The 14,234-nt window shown below is 41.7% G+C and carries 13 protein-coding genes; 4 read left to right on the top strand and 9 right to left on the bottom strand.

Going from position 1 to position 14,234, the window contains the following annotated elements; translation table 11 throughout:
• Positions 1–115 precede the first annotated feature (115 nt).
• The 6 genes from CWS20_RS13145 to CWS20_RS13170 all read right to left on the bottom strand — a co-directional run bounded on the left by CWS20_RS13145 (position 116) and on the right by CWS20_RS13170 (position 7,164).
• Positions 116–1,582 (bottom strand): alanine/glycine:cation symporter family protein, encoded by a 1,467-nt coding sequence (locus tag CWS20_RS13145; RefSeq protein WP_066193424.1) that lies wholly within the window; start codon positions 1,580–1,582, stop codon positions 116–118.
• 101 nt (positions 1,583–1,683) lie between these two features.
• Positions 1,684–3,168, bottom strand: a complete 1,485-nt coding sequence (locus CWS20_RS13150) for an aldehyde dehydrogenase family protein (RefSeq protein ID WP_066193422.1) — start codon at positions 3,166–3,168, stop codon at positions 1,684–1,686.
• A gap of 19 nt (positions 3,169–3,187) precedes the next feature.
• Entirely contained in the window at positions 3,188–4,081 is an 894-nt protein-coding gene (gene dapA, locus CWS20_RS13155) for a 4-hydroxy-tetrahydrodipicolinate synthase (protein ID WP_066193420.1), read from the bottom strand.
• 16 nt (positions 4,082–4,097) lie between these two features.
• Complete coding sequence (locus CWS20_RS13160) at positions 4,098–4,985, bottom strand: proline racemase family protein (RefSeq protein ID WP_066193418.1); 888 nt, start codon at positions 4,983–4,985, stop codon at positions 4,098–4,100.
• Positions 4,982–6,019: a proline racemase family protein gene (locus tag CWS20_RS13165; RefSeq protein WP_066193416.1), complete on the bottom strand. Its 1,038-nt coding sequence runs from the start codon at positions 6,017–6,019 to the stop codon at positions 4,982–4,984. Before CWS20_RS13165 ends, CWS20_RS13160 begins: the two co-directional genes overlap by 4 nt.
• Positions 6,016–7,164 carry an NAD(P)/FAD-dependent oxidoreductase gene (locus tag CWS20_RS13170; RefSeq protein ID WP_411814280.1) on the bottom strand — a complete coding sequence of 383 codons (1,149 nt, stop codon included), beginning with the start codon at positions 7,162–7,164 and terminating at the stop codon, positions 6,016–6,018. Before CWS20_RS13170 ends, CWS20_RS13165 begins: the two co-directional genes overlap by 4 nt.
• A gap of 193 nt (positions 7,165–7,357) precedes the next feature.
• Here CWS20_RS13170 and CWS20_RS13175 point away from each other — a divergent pair, with 193 nt between their 5' ends.
• From CWS20_RS13175 to CWS20_RS13190, 4 genes are all read left to right on the top strand, one after another.
• Positions 7,358–8,974 (top strand): sigma-54 interaction domain-containing protein, encoded by a 1,617-nt coding sequence (locus CWS20_RS13175; RefSeq protein ID WP_066193414.1) that lies wholly within the window; start codon positions 7,358–7,360, stop codon positions 8,972–8,974.
• Between the two features lie 76 nt (positions 8,975–9,050).
• The gene (locus CWS20_RS13180; RefSeq protein ID WP_066193413.1) at positions 9,051–9,326 is read left to right on the top strand and encodes a (2Fe-2S)-binding protein; all 276 of its coding nucleotides are present in this window, start codon (positions 9,051–9,053) and stop codon (positions 9,324–9,326) included.
• A complete protein-coding gene (locus CWS20_RS13185) occupies positions 9,319–9,654 on the top strand; it encodes a (2Fe-2S)-binding protein (protein WP_066193411.1) in 336 nt (111 codons plus the stop codon). Before CWS20_RS13180 ends, CWS20_RS13185 begins: the two co-directional genes overlap by 8 nt.
• Complete coding sequence (locus CWS20_RS13190) at positions 9,647–10,879, top strand: NAD(P)/FAD-dependent oxidoreductase (protein ID WP_066193409.1); 1,233 nt, start codon at positions 9,647–9,649, stop codon at positions 10,877–10,879. Before CWS20_RS13185 ends, CWS20_RS13190 begins: the two co-directional genes overlap by 8 nt.
• A 319-nt stretch (positions 10,880–11,198) precedes the next feature.
• Here CWS20_RS13190 and CWS20_RS13200 read toward each other — a convergent pair whose 3' ends face one another.
• From CWS20_RS13200 to CWS20_RS13210, 3 genes are all read right to left on the bottom strand, one after another.
• Entirely contained in the window at positions 11,199–11,747 is a 549-nt protein-coding gene (locus tag CWS20_RS13200) for a competence protein ComK (RefSeq protein ID WP_066193405.1), read from the bottom strand.
• 138 nt (positions 11,748–11,885) lie between these two features.
• Positions 11,886–12,929, bottom strand: a complete 1,044-nt coding sequence (locus CWS20_RS13205; protein ID WP_066193403.1) for a DNA sulfur modification protein DndB — start codon at positions 12,927–12,929, stop codon at positions 11,886–11,888.
• Positions 12,930–12,932: 3 nt separating this feature from the next.
• The gene (locus CWS20_RS13210) at positions 12,933–14,015 is read right to left on the bottom strand and encodes a DNA sulfur modification protein DndB (protein ID WP_066193402.1); all 1,083 of its coding nucleotides are present in this window, start codon (positions 14,013–14,015) and stop codon (positions 12,933–12,935) included.
• Positions 14,016–14,234 lie beyond the last annotated feature (219 nt).

The raw sequence follows: 14,234 nt of genomic DNA on the forward strand, positions 1-14,234 counted from the left end.
AGTATGACTGCATTTAGGTTTTGAAGAAGTTTTAAGATGCCTCTCAGTGGATCGGAAAAAATATACTATAAAGATTAACGTAAAGAAGGTGCCCCATAAAGGAGCACCTTTCACCTCAACCAACAGATTTCTTTTCATTCTCTTTTTCTTTTCTCAACTTTTCCTCCCAAAAGTCAGCGCCTTTGATTCCCAATTTAACCGGGTCAAATACTGGGTCGATTCCTGCTTTTTTCTGTGAATCATAGTCTTTAAGTACTTTTAGTGCGGGCTTTGTTAATAATAGGATGGCAACTAGATTTAGCCAAGCCATGCTGCCGATTCCCAAGTCGCCAAATGCCCATAATAGAGACGCTGATTCGACGCTGCCAATATAGACCATAACTAAGAATAGTACTTTCCATACTGTTTTCATCCATTTAAATTTCATCTTCTTATCTAAAAACAGCAATGTTGTTTCAGAGATATAGTAGTAAGCCATGAGAGTTGTAAAAGCGAAGAAGAACAGCGCAATGGATACAAATAAAGGACCGGCACCAGGCAAGACGGTTTCTACAGCAGCCTGCGTATATAAAGGACCGGCTTCCACGCCTGACATCGTATCGACAATCGGGCTTCCTCCCTCAGGTGTCACACTGTACATGCCCGTAATGAGAATCATTAAAGCGGTAGCCGTACAAACAACAATTGTGTCAATATAAACAGAAAAAGCTTGTACAAGACCTTGCTTTGCAGGATGAGAAACCTCTGCCGCAGCTGAACTGTACGTGCCTTCTCCTACACCAGCGACATTGGAGAATACGGCGCGCTTTACTCCCCAAGCAATTGCCGCACCTACAATTCCTCCAAAGATTTCATTTGCGCCAAAGGCACTAGAAAAAATAAGCGCAAACATGGCAGGTATTTCAGAGAAGTTTGCTCCTAAAATAATGATTGTCATGATGACATAGCCTACGGCCATAAATGGAACAACTTTATCAGCGACAGAAGCAATCCGCTTTACTCCACCAAAAATAATAACAGCTAGTAGAGCAACTAGGACAATCCCTGTCATGCTCGTGTTTATACCTGTGGTATTTTCAAAGCTAACTGCAATCGTATTTGATTGTATGCCCGGCATCAGCATGCCATACGATACAGTAACGACAATAGCAACAAGAATGGCGAACCATTTAATATTTAAACCTTTTTCAATAAAGTATGGTGTACCGCCCCGGTATTCATTGCCAATTTTCCTTTTATACACTTGGGCCAATGTCGATTCTATGAAGGCGCTGGCACCGCCTAATATCGCCATCACCCACATCCAAAAAACCGCACCCGGCCCCCCGAATGCAATCGCTGTTGCAACACCGGCAATATTTCCTATCCCGACACGGCCAGCAAGCGCCATGCAAAAGGCTTGAAAGGAGGAAACGCCCGATTCCGAGCTTTTGCCTTCAAACAGCAGCTTAATCATTTCCTTTATATATCTAATTTGGACAAAACGAGTAAGGAGTGTAAAATACAGACCTGCTCCCAATGCGAAAATAACAAGACCTAAACTCCATACTTGGCTCACTAGCCAATCAACAATCGCTTGCATCAAATTCCCCCTAAAATATATTTAAGAATATTCAGAATCAATCAACCAAAAGAAAACGGACAGCCTTAAACTCTTCTTCCTGTCCGCTCCGAACGTATTGTTTACTTAATATTCACCCACACACTTTTCACTTCAGTATAATTATCAAGGGCATAAGAGCCCATCTCTCTGCCAATGCCTGATTGCTTATAGCCTCCAAATGGCGCAGCGGCATCTTCAAGATTATAATCATTGATCCAAACCGTACCTGCTTTTAATTTGTTCGCTACTTTATGGCCTGTCTTCATACTTTCTGTCCATACACCTGCAGCAAGTCCGTACGGTGTGTTATTCGCTCTTTTAATGACTTCTTCGATCGTATCAAACACTAGAACCGAAACAACTGGTCCGAAGATTTCTTCCTTCGCTATTGTCATGTCATCTGTTACATCCGCAAAAACAGTTGGCCTAACAAAATAGCCTTGACCTATGCCCTTCACGCCGCCGGCAGCCAATCTCGCGCCTTCTGCCTTCCCTTTTTCAATATAATTCAGCACACGCTCCTGCTGCTTCTTTGAAACGAGCGGCCCCATTTCTGTAGCAGCTTCCGTTCCTGGTCCAATTTTCACTTGTTCAGCCATTTTGGCAAGTTCAGCAACAACTGTTTCATAATGCTTGCGATGAACAAATACGCGCGAGCCTGCGCTGCAATTTTGGCCATGGTTATACATAATCCCGTTAAACGCACCTGGAATAGCTTCAGAAAGATCAGCGTCTTCTAAAATAATGTTAGGCGATTTGCCGCCGAGCTCCAATGTGACATTTTTAATCGTTTCAGCTGCTTGGCGCATAATATATTTCCCTGTCGTCGTAGAGCCGGTAAAGGCAACTTTATCCACATCAATATGATTGACAATCGCTGCTCCTGCTTTATTCCCAAAGCCGGGAACAAAGTTTACTACGCCTGGCGGGAAGCCTGCTTCCTTGAAGAGTCGGGCAGTGTATAAAAGCGAAAGTGGCGTCTGCTCTGCCGGTTTAAGCACGACAGTACAGCCTGTTGCAAGCGCCGCCCCCATTTTCCATGCTGACATCACTAACGGATAGTTCCACGGAATAATTTGCCCAACGACACCAATCGGCTCATGTCTAGTAAAATTCAAATAATCTTTAGAAATGGGAAAGGTCTGACCTAGAATCTTTGTTGCCCATCCAGCATAATAACGATAGTGCTCCACTGTTTGCGGAATATCATCTTCTAGAGCAATATGATAAGGTTTGCCATTATCGAGCGCTTCTAACTGTGCCAGCTCTTCTTTATTCTGTTCAATTAAATCTGCCAGTTTATAGATGATATGCGCACGCTCTGCTGCACTTAAGTCAGGCCATGCCCCATGCTCAAACGCCTCGCGTGCCGCTTTTACCGCTTGATCGACATCCTCTTCCTGCGCTTCACTAACATAGGCAAGCACTTCCTCTGTGGCAGGATTATATGTTTCGAAAGTTTGCCTATTTATTGAAGGAACAAATTCTCCATTAATAAATAGTTCAATATCGCCATCTAAAAACGCTTTTACCTTTGGCTTTAATTCAAATGGTGCAGTCAGCATTGGCTCATCCTCCTATCAATTATTGAGAAACAACATTCAAGCTTTCCAAAATTTCTTTTAGCTTATCCTCTTCCTCTTCTGTCAGCCCAAGACGCGGAGATCGAGCCGGTCCGCCTGCTTGTCCATTTAATTCCATTGCCCGTTTAACAATTTGCACATACTTGCCTGAACCCTCGAGAAATTCACATAGCGGCAAAATTAAATCATTTATCTGCCATGCTTCCTCCTCTTCACCTTCTTGAAAAAGGTTATACATTTTTGTTACCAAGCCAGGCACAATATTGCCTGCAACTGAAATCCATCCAGTCGCTCCAACAAAATAGGATTCCATCACTAATTCTTCAGCACCGCAAAAGACTTCAAAGTCTCCTTTTCCCATTCTCGCCAAATCTCTTGCCTTGCGAATGTCCCCGCTGGATTCCTTAATATGCGTGACATTCTTGCAAGCTCTTCCGATTTCCAGCATGAGCTCAATGCTCATGTCCACACCTGATGTAAATGGATTATTATAGAGCATGATAGGAATATCTACTGCTTCTGAAACGGATTTAAAATGATGGTAAATCTCTCTTTCTTTTGGCTTCATATAATATGGATTAATGATGAGTGCACAGTCAGCTCCATGGGCGTTTGCCTGCTTTGTATACTCAATCGTTTCTGCTGTCGTTTCTGCTGCTGTACCAACAATGACCGGCACACGCCCATTTACTGTATTCATGACAGTTTCGACCATTTGGAACCTTTCACTTTTCGATAAACTGACAAACTCACCAGTACTGCCGTTAATGACAAGCCCTGCTACACCTTGATCAATAAAATAATTCACATTATTTACAACGCCTTGCCAGTCGATGCTTTGTTCCTTATCCATCGGTGTAATTAGCACTGGATAAGCTCCTTGTATTTTCTTCATTTATTACTCCTCCTTGTTATTTTATTAAGAAACCTTTAGCTAACGGATCAGTTGGATCAAGGACGAACGTTTGCATACTTGTAATGAAGCCTCTGCTTTTTAATCTGCTACCTTTATCTGAATGGTGCATTTGCAGTCGGCTGCCGAAAATACTTTCATTTATAAATAGCTGTTCACTTGCTGACTCTTTTTTGAAGTTCGCAAAGCAAGCCGCCGTCGTTTCAAAGCCTGGCGATCGCAAAATTTGCCCATCCTTGTTAAAGGTCATTGTTTTTATATGACTAGATTTGCTATCTATTAAGACTATCCCGTCAACACGATCATCCAGTAAGGTAGCTTTGCTCTTTCCCAAATTCGAAAGCTGCGGCAACTTCTCCAGCTCAATCGTGATATTGGAATCAAATAAGGCAAGCCTGTAGCTATTGCCTTCCGCAATGGAATAATCTGCTTGTTGATTTGGAATAACATGGACATCGTCCATAGCCATCCACACTTCTATGACTTCATCCTCTTCTAAAATAGCCGTGACTTGTATAATGCCAGCGATGGTTTCTATTGTATATTGTTGAGATGACCTTACCTCAAGCTTGCCTGTTTCTAATAAACATGTAATGACAGCGACTATTCCGCTATAGGAAACGGTCATTTCTCCCTCATGATTAAAGAAAAGAGCAGCTGCGTCTGCTTGTTGATGATATGGAGGGAGCACAGCACACCCCGATAAACCTGCGTATCCCCGCGGTTCTTTTAACAGCAGGCTGATTTCTTTTTCAAACTTGATTGGAAATTGTTCTGACAGCTGATATAAACTGTTCGTTCTTGGCAAAGAGAGATCATGAATAATGCGAAAGGCTTCACCCGCAACGTGAATATCTATCGTAGAGTAGATTTTATTCAGCTTCATTGCACTTCCTCCATTTCATGATCCATTGGCGGAATAAGTAAAAAGCCCTCATTCAGTGGATCAGCTTCATGGGAAAAGAAGCGATGAGTTCCCATCAGCCATGCGGACCCAGTAATTCTAGTGATGACCGCTTCTACTCCTTTGACATGCGTTGTCTCAACGACTTGTCCTTTAAATAGAGAGCCCACAATACTTTCATGAACAAATTCTTCCTCTATTTGGATTTTTCCATCGTTATACAAAACGGCCAATTTAGCAGAGGTTCCTGTCCCGCATGGCGAGCGATCGATGCCGCCTGGAGGAACGACAACAGTATTTTTCACATCGGCATCTTTATGATCAGGCGTGGTATAAAACTCTACATGCGTCAGTCCTCTAATAAATGAGTGCTCAGGATGTACAATTTCTGTATAATCATTGATGACATTTCGAATCGTAATCGCCGTATTGATTATATGTGCGGCGTGCTCAGGCATTAATTCCACACCAACAGAGGCAGCATCAATAATTGCATAGAAGTTGCCGCCGTAGGCTATATCAGCATCCACTTTTCCAACGCCCTCGACTTCTAGAGAAATTTTCTTCAATAAAAAAGCCGGGATGTTGCAAAAAGAAACTTCCAGCGCTTTTCCGTTTTCAACCTTAATCTCTACATCTACGATTCCCGCTGGTGTATCTAGCTTTAACGCAGTAATCGGCTCCCTAATTGGAATTAATCCTGCTTCTACTAAGGCAGTGCACACGCCAATTGTGTCATGCCCACACATCGGCAAATACCCGCCTGTTTCAATGTAAATGACCCCAATATCAGCATCAGGATGGCATGGGTCGGTTAATAGTGCACCTGACATGACATCATGTCCGCGCGGTTCATTCATTAGCAGCTTGCGTATCCAGTCATGTTCCTTTTTCATATGCAGCATTTTCTCCGACATTGTCTTTCCTTCCAGCTTCGGCAAGCCGCTTACTAATGTCCTAGTAGGGTTGCCGCCAGTATGCGTATCAATCGTTGTAAACATCTTATCTGCCTTCATAGACTGACCGTCCTTTCTTTGAAGCGATTAAGTCTTAAAGGATCCGTTGGAATTGACGTCTCCTTTTCATTGATTAGCTCTTCCATTACCTTCCCTGTTACTGCTGCGAGACTGATGCCATCTCCCTCATGTCCAGCCGCGACGTAATAATTCGGCAGTTCATCAACAGCAGAAACAATCGGCAGATGATCCTCTGTCCAAGGACGCAAGCCCGCATAAGCGCGAATGACCATCATATCGGCCATTTTCGGATAAAAACGGATCGCACGGTTTGCAATGCACTGAATGATTTCATTGTTCACTTTTAAATCGAAGCCGGCAAATTCCCGGCTGCTTCCGATTAGGAAGTTCTGGCTTTCTGTTGGTTCAAAAACGAGCGCCACCCCATACTTTTCTGTCAGCGAATCGACTTGTCTTCTGCCCCCAAATTTAGAGATCAAATAACCGAACTCCATTACCTTCCTCGAGCCAACATGCTCCTGTCTTGATGCAACGATAATATGACCTTTTCTTGGCAGGATGGGGATGTTCAAGTCCAGCATTTCTCCTAATTTCGGCGCCCAAACACCAGCGGCATTGACGACATAATCAGCTGTAAACACGCCATTGCATGTTTCTGCTGTAAACACTCCGTGTTCATGCTTCATATTTGTTACTTCAGTATGTTTATATGCTTTTGCGCCTGACATCTTCGCAGCCTCTAGTAAGGAAAATGCCAGTAAATACGGGTTGACCGTTGAATCTGTTGCGCATTCTAATCCACCTAATAAATCATCCGCAAAAAATTTAGATTCTTGGCGAATGTCTTGTCTGTCCAGCATCCTAAAAGGCAGGCCCGCATTCTTTTGGCGATTCACCCATTGCTGGGCTGCCTCCATCTCTTCTTCAGATTCACAAACTAAAATACTCCCTGGCGCCCGATATTCAAACGGCTGCACTAGCTCTCTGCTTAGTTCTTGAACGAGCTGCTGGCTTACCAATGACATTTGACTATCGAATCCGGGGTCTTTATCAATGGCTAATATGTTGCCGTCACACCTTGAGGATGTGCCGCTGACAAATTCGCCTTTATCAATAATTGTCACGTCTCTGCCTGATTTAGAAACATAATAAGCAATGGAGCAGCCAATAATGCCTCCTCCCATAATCAGCACTTCACAATGTGGCAATCAGTTCTCCTCCCTTCAATCAAGCTGCTAATCAATTAAGTTGCAAATAACGTGCCAAGTTTCTACATCATTTGCAAATAAATTGTGTAAAAATTTTTAAAATTAAATTAAGATAAATGTATAATCATTTTTACACTGTCAAACTTTTTTTACACATAAAGGAGGAGCTATGTCACTATCCTTGCCGCCATTAAAAGAAGCTGTAAAAAAACTGCTAATCACGGACAATATCGAAGAAATGACGAGCATCTCTCTTTCATTCAATCGTTCATGGGACGATTTATTGTCAGCATTAAAGCAATGTCCTACCATTACAATAGTCGACGATGAAGGACACTCTCTCGGGTATTTAAGCGCAGGACAAATCGCAGAATTCATCTATCACCACTTCAATCAATTAAGCGAATATTATCACGCCGTTCTCAAAACGTCCGACTCCTCTGTTACAGTCATTAATGCGAACGGAATCGTCTGTTCCTGGACAGAAGGTGCGGAAAGGATATTTTCTGTTAATAATCAAGACATAATCGGCAAGCCAATCACCGATTTTTTCGAATATGAAAAGCTGGAAATCTTGCAGTCTCTTAATGAGGGGAAAAGCATCACCGGCCATTATCATCAGCCAAGGTCCGATTTATTCGTCCTCATTAATTCAAACCCAGTCTATTTAAACGGCCATATCATCGGCGCAGTTGTATCGGAAACAGATGTCACCCACCAAGTGGCACTGAACGAGAAGCTGTTCCATATGTCGAATGAAATGCACCGCCTTGAGCAGGAAATGGCTAAATATAAAAATACACACGACGCCTTTCACACGATTAAAGGAAAAAGCACGGCAATCAAAAATACGATTGCACTGGCTAAAAAGGTTTGCACCGTTAAATCCACTGTATTAATACTCGGGGAAAGCGGGGTCGGCAAGGAGGTCTTCGCGAAAGCCATCCATGAAGCGAGCGAAGGACCAGGCGCTCCCTTTATCTCCATTAACTGCGGCGCCATTCCTTCATCATTATTTGAAAGTGAATTATTTGGCTATGAACGCGGTTCATTTTCCGGTGCAGATCCGAAAGGGAAGAAAGGGAAGATTGAGCTTGCTAGAGGAGGTACGCTATTCCTTGATGAAATTGGCGAACTGCCTCTCGATATGCAGGTGAAGCTATTGCGCGTACTGCAGGAGCGCAAATACTACCGGGTTGGCGGAGAGAAGGAAATCGACATTAACTTCCGCATCCTTACGGCGACAAATCGCGACTTGCCGCAATTAATGAAGGAAGGCAAATTTCGCGAAGATTTATATTACCGCCTAAATGTCGTCAGCATCCCGATTCCGCCCTTAAGAGAGCGCAAAGAAGATTTGATAGAATTGGTTCATCATTTTATCTACAATTTTTCAATCAGCTACAACCGGCCGATTCATCAGCTCGCCCCCGAGGTCATCCATGAGCTTCTTCAATACAATTGGCCAGGCAATATAAGAGAGCTGAGAAATGTGGCAGAACGCCTTGTTGTGTTTGCAACAGACGGAGTCATTAGAAAAGAGTATTTGCCGTTCACCCCCAATCATTCTGATCAATCCAGTAACGTTGGTTTTTTAATAGAAGAGAAATCAATAGAAAACGAGGAACCCATTTTGCCTCTGCAAGTTGAATTGGAAAAGCATGAGCGATGCATCATCGAAAAAGCATTGAGATTAACAGCAGGCAATAAGGTGGAATGCGCCAAGCAATTGGGAATTACGCGAGCCACTTTATATAATCGAATGAAACGTTTAGGCTTGCATTAAATTGCAGGCCTTTTCCTTTAGTTGGTATGAATTTTGCATATTAATCACAATAGATTACCAACAAGGAGGAAATGACATGCATAAAGACAATACAATCATCATTTGCCGCTGCGAAGAAGTCACATACAGTACACTTCAAGAAACAGCCAAGCTTCATCAATGTTCCGCTCGCGAACTAAAACTGCGTACAAGAGCCGGCATGGGATTTTGCGGTGGACGCACATGCAGGCCGATATTAGATAGAGTGATAGAAGATTTCATTCCAAACACTACTGCCGATGCGATTCCGCTTAAATACCAGCCCCCTGTCAGAGCAGTCACGTTCGGAACGGTAGGTGGATCCAATGACTAGAATCGTTCACCATCCAATCTTAGGCAGTCTCAATAACAGGCAAAAATTTTCATTCGTCTTTAATGGACAAGAATTAGAAGCGTACGAAAATGAAACCATCGCCGCAGCACTGCTAGCCAATGGCATCCGCACCCTTCGCCATCATGAAGAAAGCGGCAGCCCGCGCGGATTCTACTGCAATATCGGCCATTGCATGGAATGCCGCCTAACCGTAAACGAGCAAGCCAATGTACGAGCCTGCCTCACCACTGTCAAGCCAAACATGGCCGTACAAAGCGGAAAGCAGCATCCGAATATCGTAAAAAGGATGGTGGAGGAAAATGAGTGAAATCCTCATCATCGGCGCAGGACCAGCAGGATTATCAGGCGCCATCGCCTGCGCCCAGCATGGATTGAAAGTAACCATCATCGATGAATTTATCAAACCAGGAGGCCGGCTGCTTGGGCAGCTACACCAGGAACCATCAGGCGAATGGTGGAATGGGATGAAGGAAGCGGAGAAACTAATTAATGAAACGAAAACCCTTCCAATTGACATTCGCTGCGGAGTATCAGTATATAATATCGAGCGACACGATGCCGACTGGTACGTCTATACAAATGAAGGCGTATTCGAATCTCCATACGTCCTCATCGCAACAGGCGCCGCCGAATATGCCATTCCCGTTCCCGGCTGGACCTTGCCTGGCGTCATGTCCATTGGCGCCTCCCAAGTCATGACAAACGTTCACCGCGTCCAAGTCGGCAAAAAGGGCATCATCATCGGAGCCAACGTACTCGCCTTTGCCATACTAAATGAGCTGCAAATGGCTGGAATCAATATAGAGAGAGTCGTTCTACCTGCTGAGAGTCCCATTAGCAAAAAGGAAAGTAACCCTGAAGAAGTGCTGAAAATCCTTACCGAAGCAGGGCATCTGGCTCCATCTGCCCTGCTTCGGAATGGCAGTAAATTGATGAAAATAGATAGCCTAAGGAGAATGGCGTTAAAATACTTCCCTAAAGGCGGAATGAAAATCAATGGCACCCCACTGCAGTTAAAAAAAGCTGCCATCGAAATTGTAGGAAATGAAAAGGTAGAAGGCGTCAAACTAGCAACCATCGATTCGCAAGGCAACATCATCTCAGGAACTGAAAAACTCTATGAAGCCGACTTCGTCTGCATTGCCGGCGGATTATATCCGCTCGCTGAACTTGCCGCTGTCGCCGGCTGCCCTTTTAAGTACATCCCTCAGCTCGGTGGACATGTTCCGATTCATTCGAAGAATATGGAAACCCCGATTCCAGGAATGTTTGTTGCCGGAAACATTACAGGAATTGAAAGCGGCAAAATTGCCATGGCCCAAGGAACAGTTGCTGGATTAGCCATCGCAATGGCGTCTCAATCAAACGCTAAGATTGATGAACAATTACAGCAGGCCCTTCAAAAAGTGGAAGAAGTTCGGACAAAAAGCCCCATTCAGTTTATCCCAGAGATTGCTGAAGGACGGCTAGCAATGGAAAGAGTGTGGGAAAAAGAAAGTAATAGAGGAGAATTGGAGAGGGTGATTTTCTAATCGTTATATCTCTGTGGAGGTTTTCAAAATGGAGCGCTTCAGATGGATATTTGCAAGTTATCTTGTTGAGGCTTTTAAGAATGGTCGTTTCAGGAAGATCTATCTGTTTTATCTCCGTAATGGTATTCAAAGCACTTCACAGAGATATATCTGTTTTATCTACGTGAAGGCTTCCAAAACTGAGCACTTGGCAGAGATATATCTGTTTTATCTACATAAAGGCATTGTAATTCAAAAGTGAACCCACTCACTAACATATACAACATTTATCACCGTGAAAACTTTCGAAAGGAGCACTCTATACATATACTCTTTTTCATCATTTCTTTATACGATAATTCCCGCTGCTATCTTTAATAATCATATATCCTTTAAGCAGTTTGGAAGTTGATAATGATTCTATACTCATCGTCCTTTGGAGTATAGCCTTAAACTTGATCGCTGTGTCCATTCTGTTTTTGGCACGTTGATAGCTCATATGAACATTCAAGCGGTACCCGTCTGTTAATAAAAAGACGGTTTCCTCCCTGGATAAATCAATGGGACGCTCTGTGTGTTCCAAAGCAAGCCAAATACAATCACGGTTTGAAGCAGCCATTAATGAAAACCAATACATATCCTTCGCTCCAGATATTCGGATTGGAAGCATTTTTGTTTTTCTAAGAATGGATTGAGATGCTTTTACCGCACCTTCATAACCTGAGCCATATGCCTTAAAACTTGATTTAATCATGTCCAGCGGCTTTTTTTTAACGATAAACATATTCCTATCTTCTACAACCTTTGAAAATGTGTAATTATTCTCAACATGCTCTGGAATAATTGCTTTCGTTTTTTCGTTAATAATATAGTTTTCAGTCACATCCATTAAACTAGGCCTCCTTTTCACTACTAGCTATTTTACATTTAGTATTTTAGGAGTATACTAACAGAGGTTGGTATACTCCAATCAAGAGCACCCAAGGGAAATCTCTAGCCGGAGAACCTTGAGTGCTTTCTTTTGCCATTAACGACGATAAACATCACCTCCTTGACTCTCCATCCATTTCACAATTTGCTGGATAGTCTCTAAATCTTTATTCAGATAAAAAAACTGATCTCTTCCTTTTAGCGAGCCATTAAAAGTTTGCCATAATGGATTTCTTTTGCTCCAATCAACATCTTTCAAAGCATCCATTCGTTCTTTAATGATGGTTTTACGTGTAAAAAAGTTTTTATGCTTACAGCCATTATTTGTATATAAACCAAGTGCCATTACTAAAGGAAAATTCGCCAGCATTGACTTATTAAAGTTTCCTATTTCATATGGATCTACCATGTTAAATAGTTCATTCAGCCATAGATTGATGAGTTCAATATACTCTTCCACCTGCAATACTGTTTCCACATTCTTTTCTTTACTTAATTCAGTCTTTTCCGCTATACATACATATATAATTCTTCGCAGTTGTGATAACGATAAAAACTTTTTATTTGTTGGACGAATGATTGTACGCCTCTCTGTTTCTATCCCGGCAGCTTTTAACACATTATTGGAGATGATTACACGATTAGTGATTTGATTTAATATATTTCTTGAATCGTACTCAATTCTTTTAGAAAGAGCGACCTGCTTACCCTTTGTATTCATATCAATATAAAGCTGATCAGCCTCTTCTTTTGAAAAACCTTCATACAAATGAACGGCAATTTTCGTATCCTCCAACATATAATGCAAATCATATGCTTTTTTCATTTCTGCCTTGATTTCGCTGTTCATTGCCCGATTGATCTCTGTTTCCAGCTGGCTGAAAGCTTTTAAGCGGTGGCTGCCATCAATTATGAGCAGTTTAATTGGTTTTGTTCGTGCAAATTGATTTTTATCAGTGGTGGCAACTAGTGGAGGTAAGTAGATTTCCTTCGATGTAGCATTGTCAAAGAGGTATTTCTTTATTTTTCTCAAATGCAACTGACTCGTGTCCCTCATTTCTACCTTTTCGTCTTGAATCATTTTTATCAATTCAACAATAGAATAAATAACTATTCTATGGTTATTGGTTTGGCTTGTCATACGTTATTTTTTCGCCTCCTCAATCTTACTTAACATTTTAATCGCTGTTTTTTGAATATTTTTAGTTTCCGAATAGCGCTTTATCCTTTTTGTCTGCGGTTGATATAAATGATCGAATAAAGGATCATTATGCTTCCAACTGCATGGCAAAAGCTTTAATTGCTCAATCGCCTCATAATAACTGCAATCATTCTTTAATTTCAAACGGTTAACACAATAAGCAAGCGCCACTTGAATGCCTGTTAAACCGCTTACATATTTCTCTCGATTTCCCATTGCCCTTGGAAATAATATTTGCCAAGCCAAGAAGAATTCCTTTGCAATCTGTGGAACCTCTTTAGGATCACAGCGAAAATAAGGCTGTCCCTTTTTTACAGTGAGAATCCCTTCAAATAAAGCAATTAAGCATTTTCTCATTGTAGCGAGTGACGTAATGGATGAATTATTACTAGTCACTCTAGACAGCTTTGTTTCAATTTCAAATACATCCTCTAATTCACCAGCAACTTTTCTTGTAAGTTCTGTATATTCATCACGCTTATCATATTGCATCACCTGCCCAATATGAGCATCTCTTCGCTCACTATTGAGATCAGAAAAAAGTTGCCTCTCTTGCTTCTTGTCAAGGTCTAAGTAAATCTGCATGGAAATCGGGAAGTTGTTCAATTGATTTATATAATCTGTAAGTATTTCTGCCTCTTTCAAATTTCCAAACTCTTCAACTGCCTCTTTTCTTGATTCTAAGTGAATAATCGCACTAGCTATACTAGATTGCCTATGTTGTCCATCAATGATCGCCATTTTCCCATTTGGAGTAAGTTCCCACTCATCACCAACGCTTCTAATGAACCCTCTAGCTGAAAACACAAATGGTGAAAAATAAAATGGTTCCCCTGCTTCAAGTGATTCAATAATAAACGCTCTAATCTCCCCCCTTTTCTTAGGATCTATCTTTCTCTGAACACTCTCATCTACAATAAAAAAATTCTTCATCGTCTTAAACTTCATTTGCAGCATCAACGCCCTTTTACCAAACTGTTTATATTCTGTACCTTGAATACGAGTGGATATATCATTATTAAGCATGGTTCAACCTCCCGCAACTTTATTCATGTGTTATTATACCTATTTATGTTGTTGTTCGAAACACTTTTTCTGTATATTCTGATTGTTGTTTACACTTTTTGTGTTGAACCGTTTTTTTTCTTGTACAGCTTAGTGTGTTGTAATATTGACAATATTTATTAAACGTGATAAGAGATGAATTATAAAAATAAGCCAACTCTGTATTCATATGATGCTTTA

It is taken from the genome of Cytobacillus horneckiae, assembly GCF_002835735.1.
Lineage (GTDB): Bacteria > Bacillota > Bacilli > Bacillales > Cytobacillaceae > Cytobacillus > Cytobacillus horneckiae.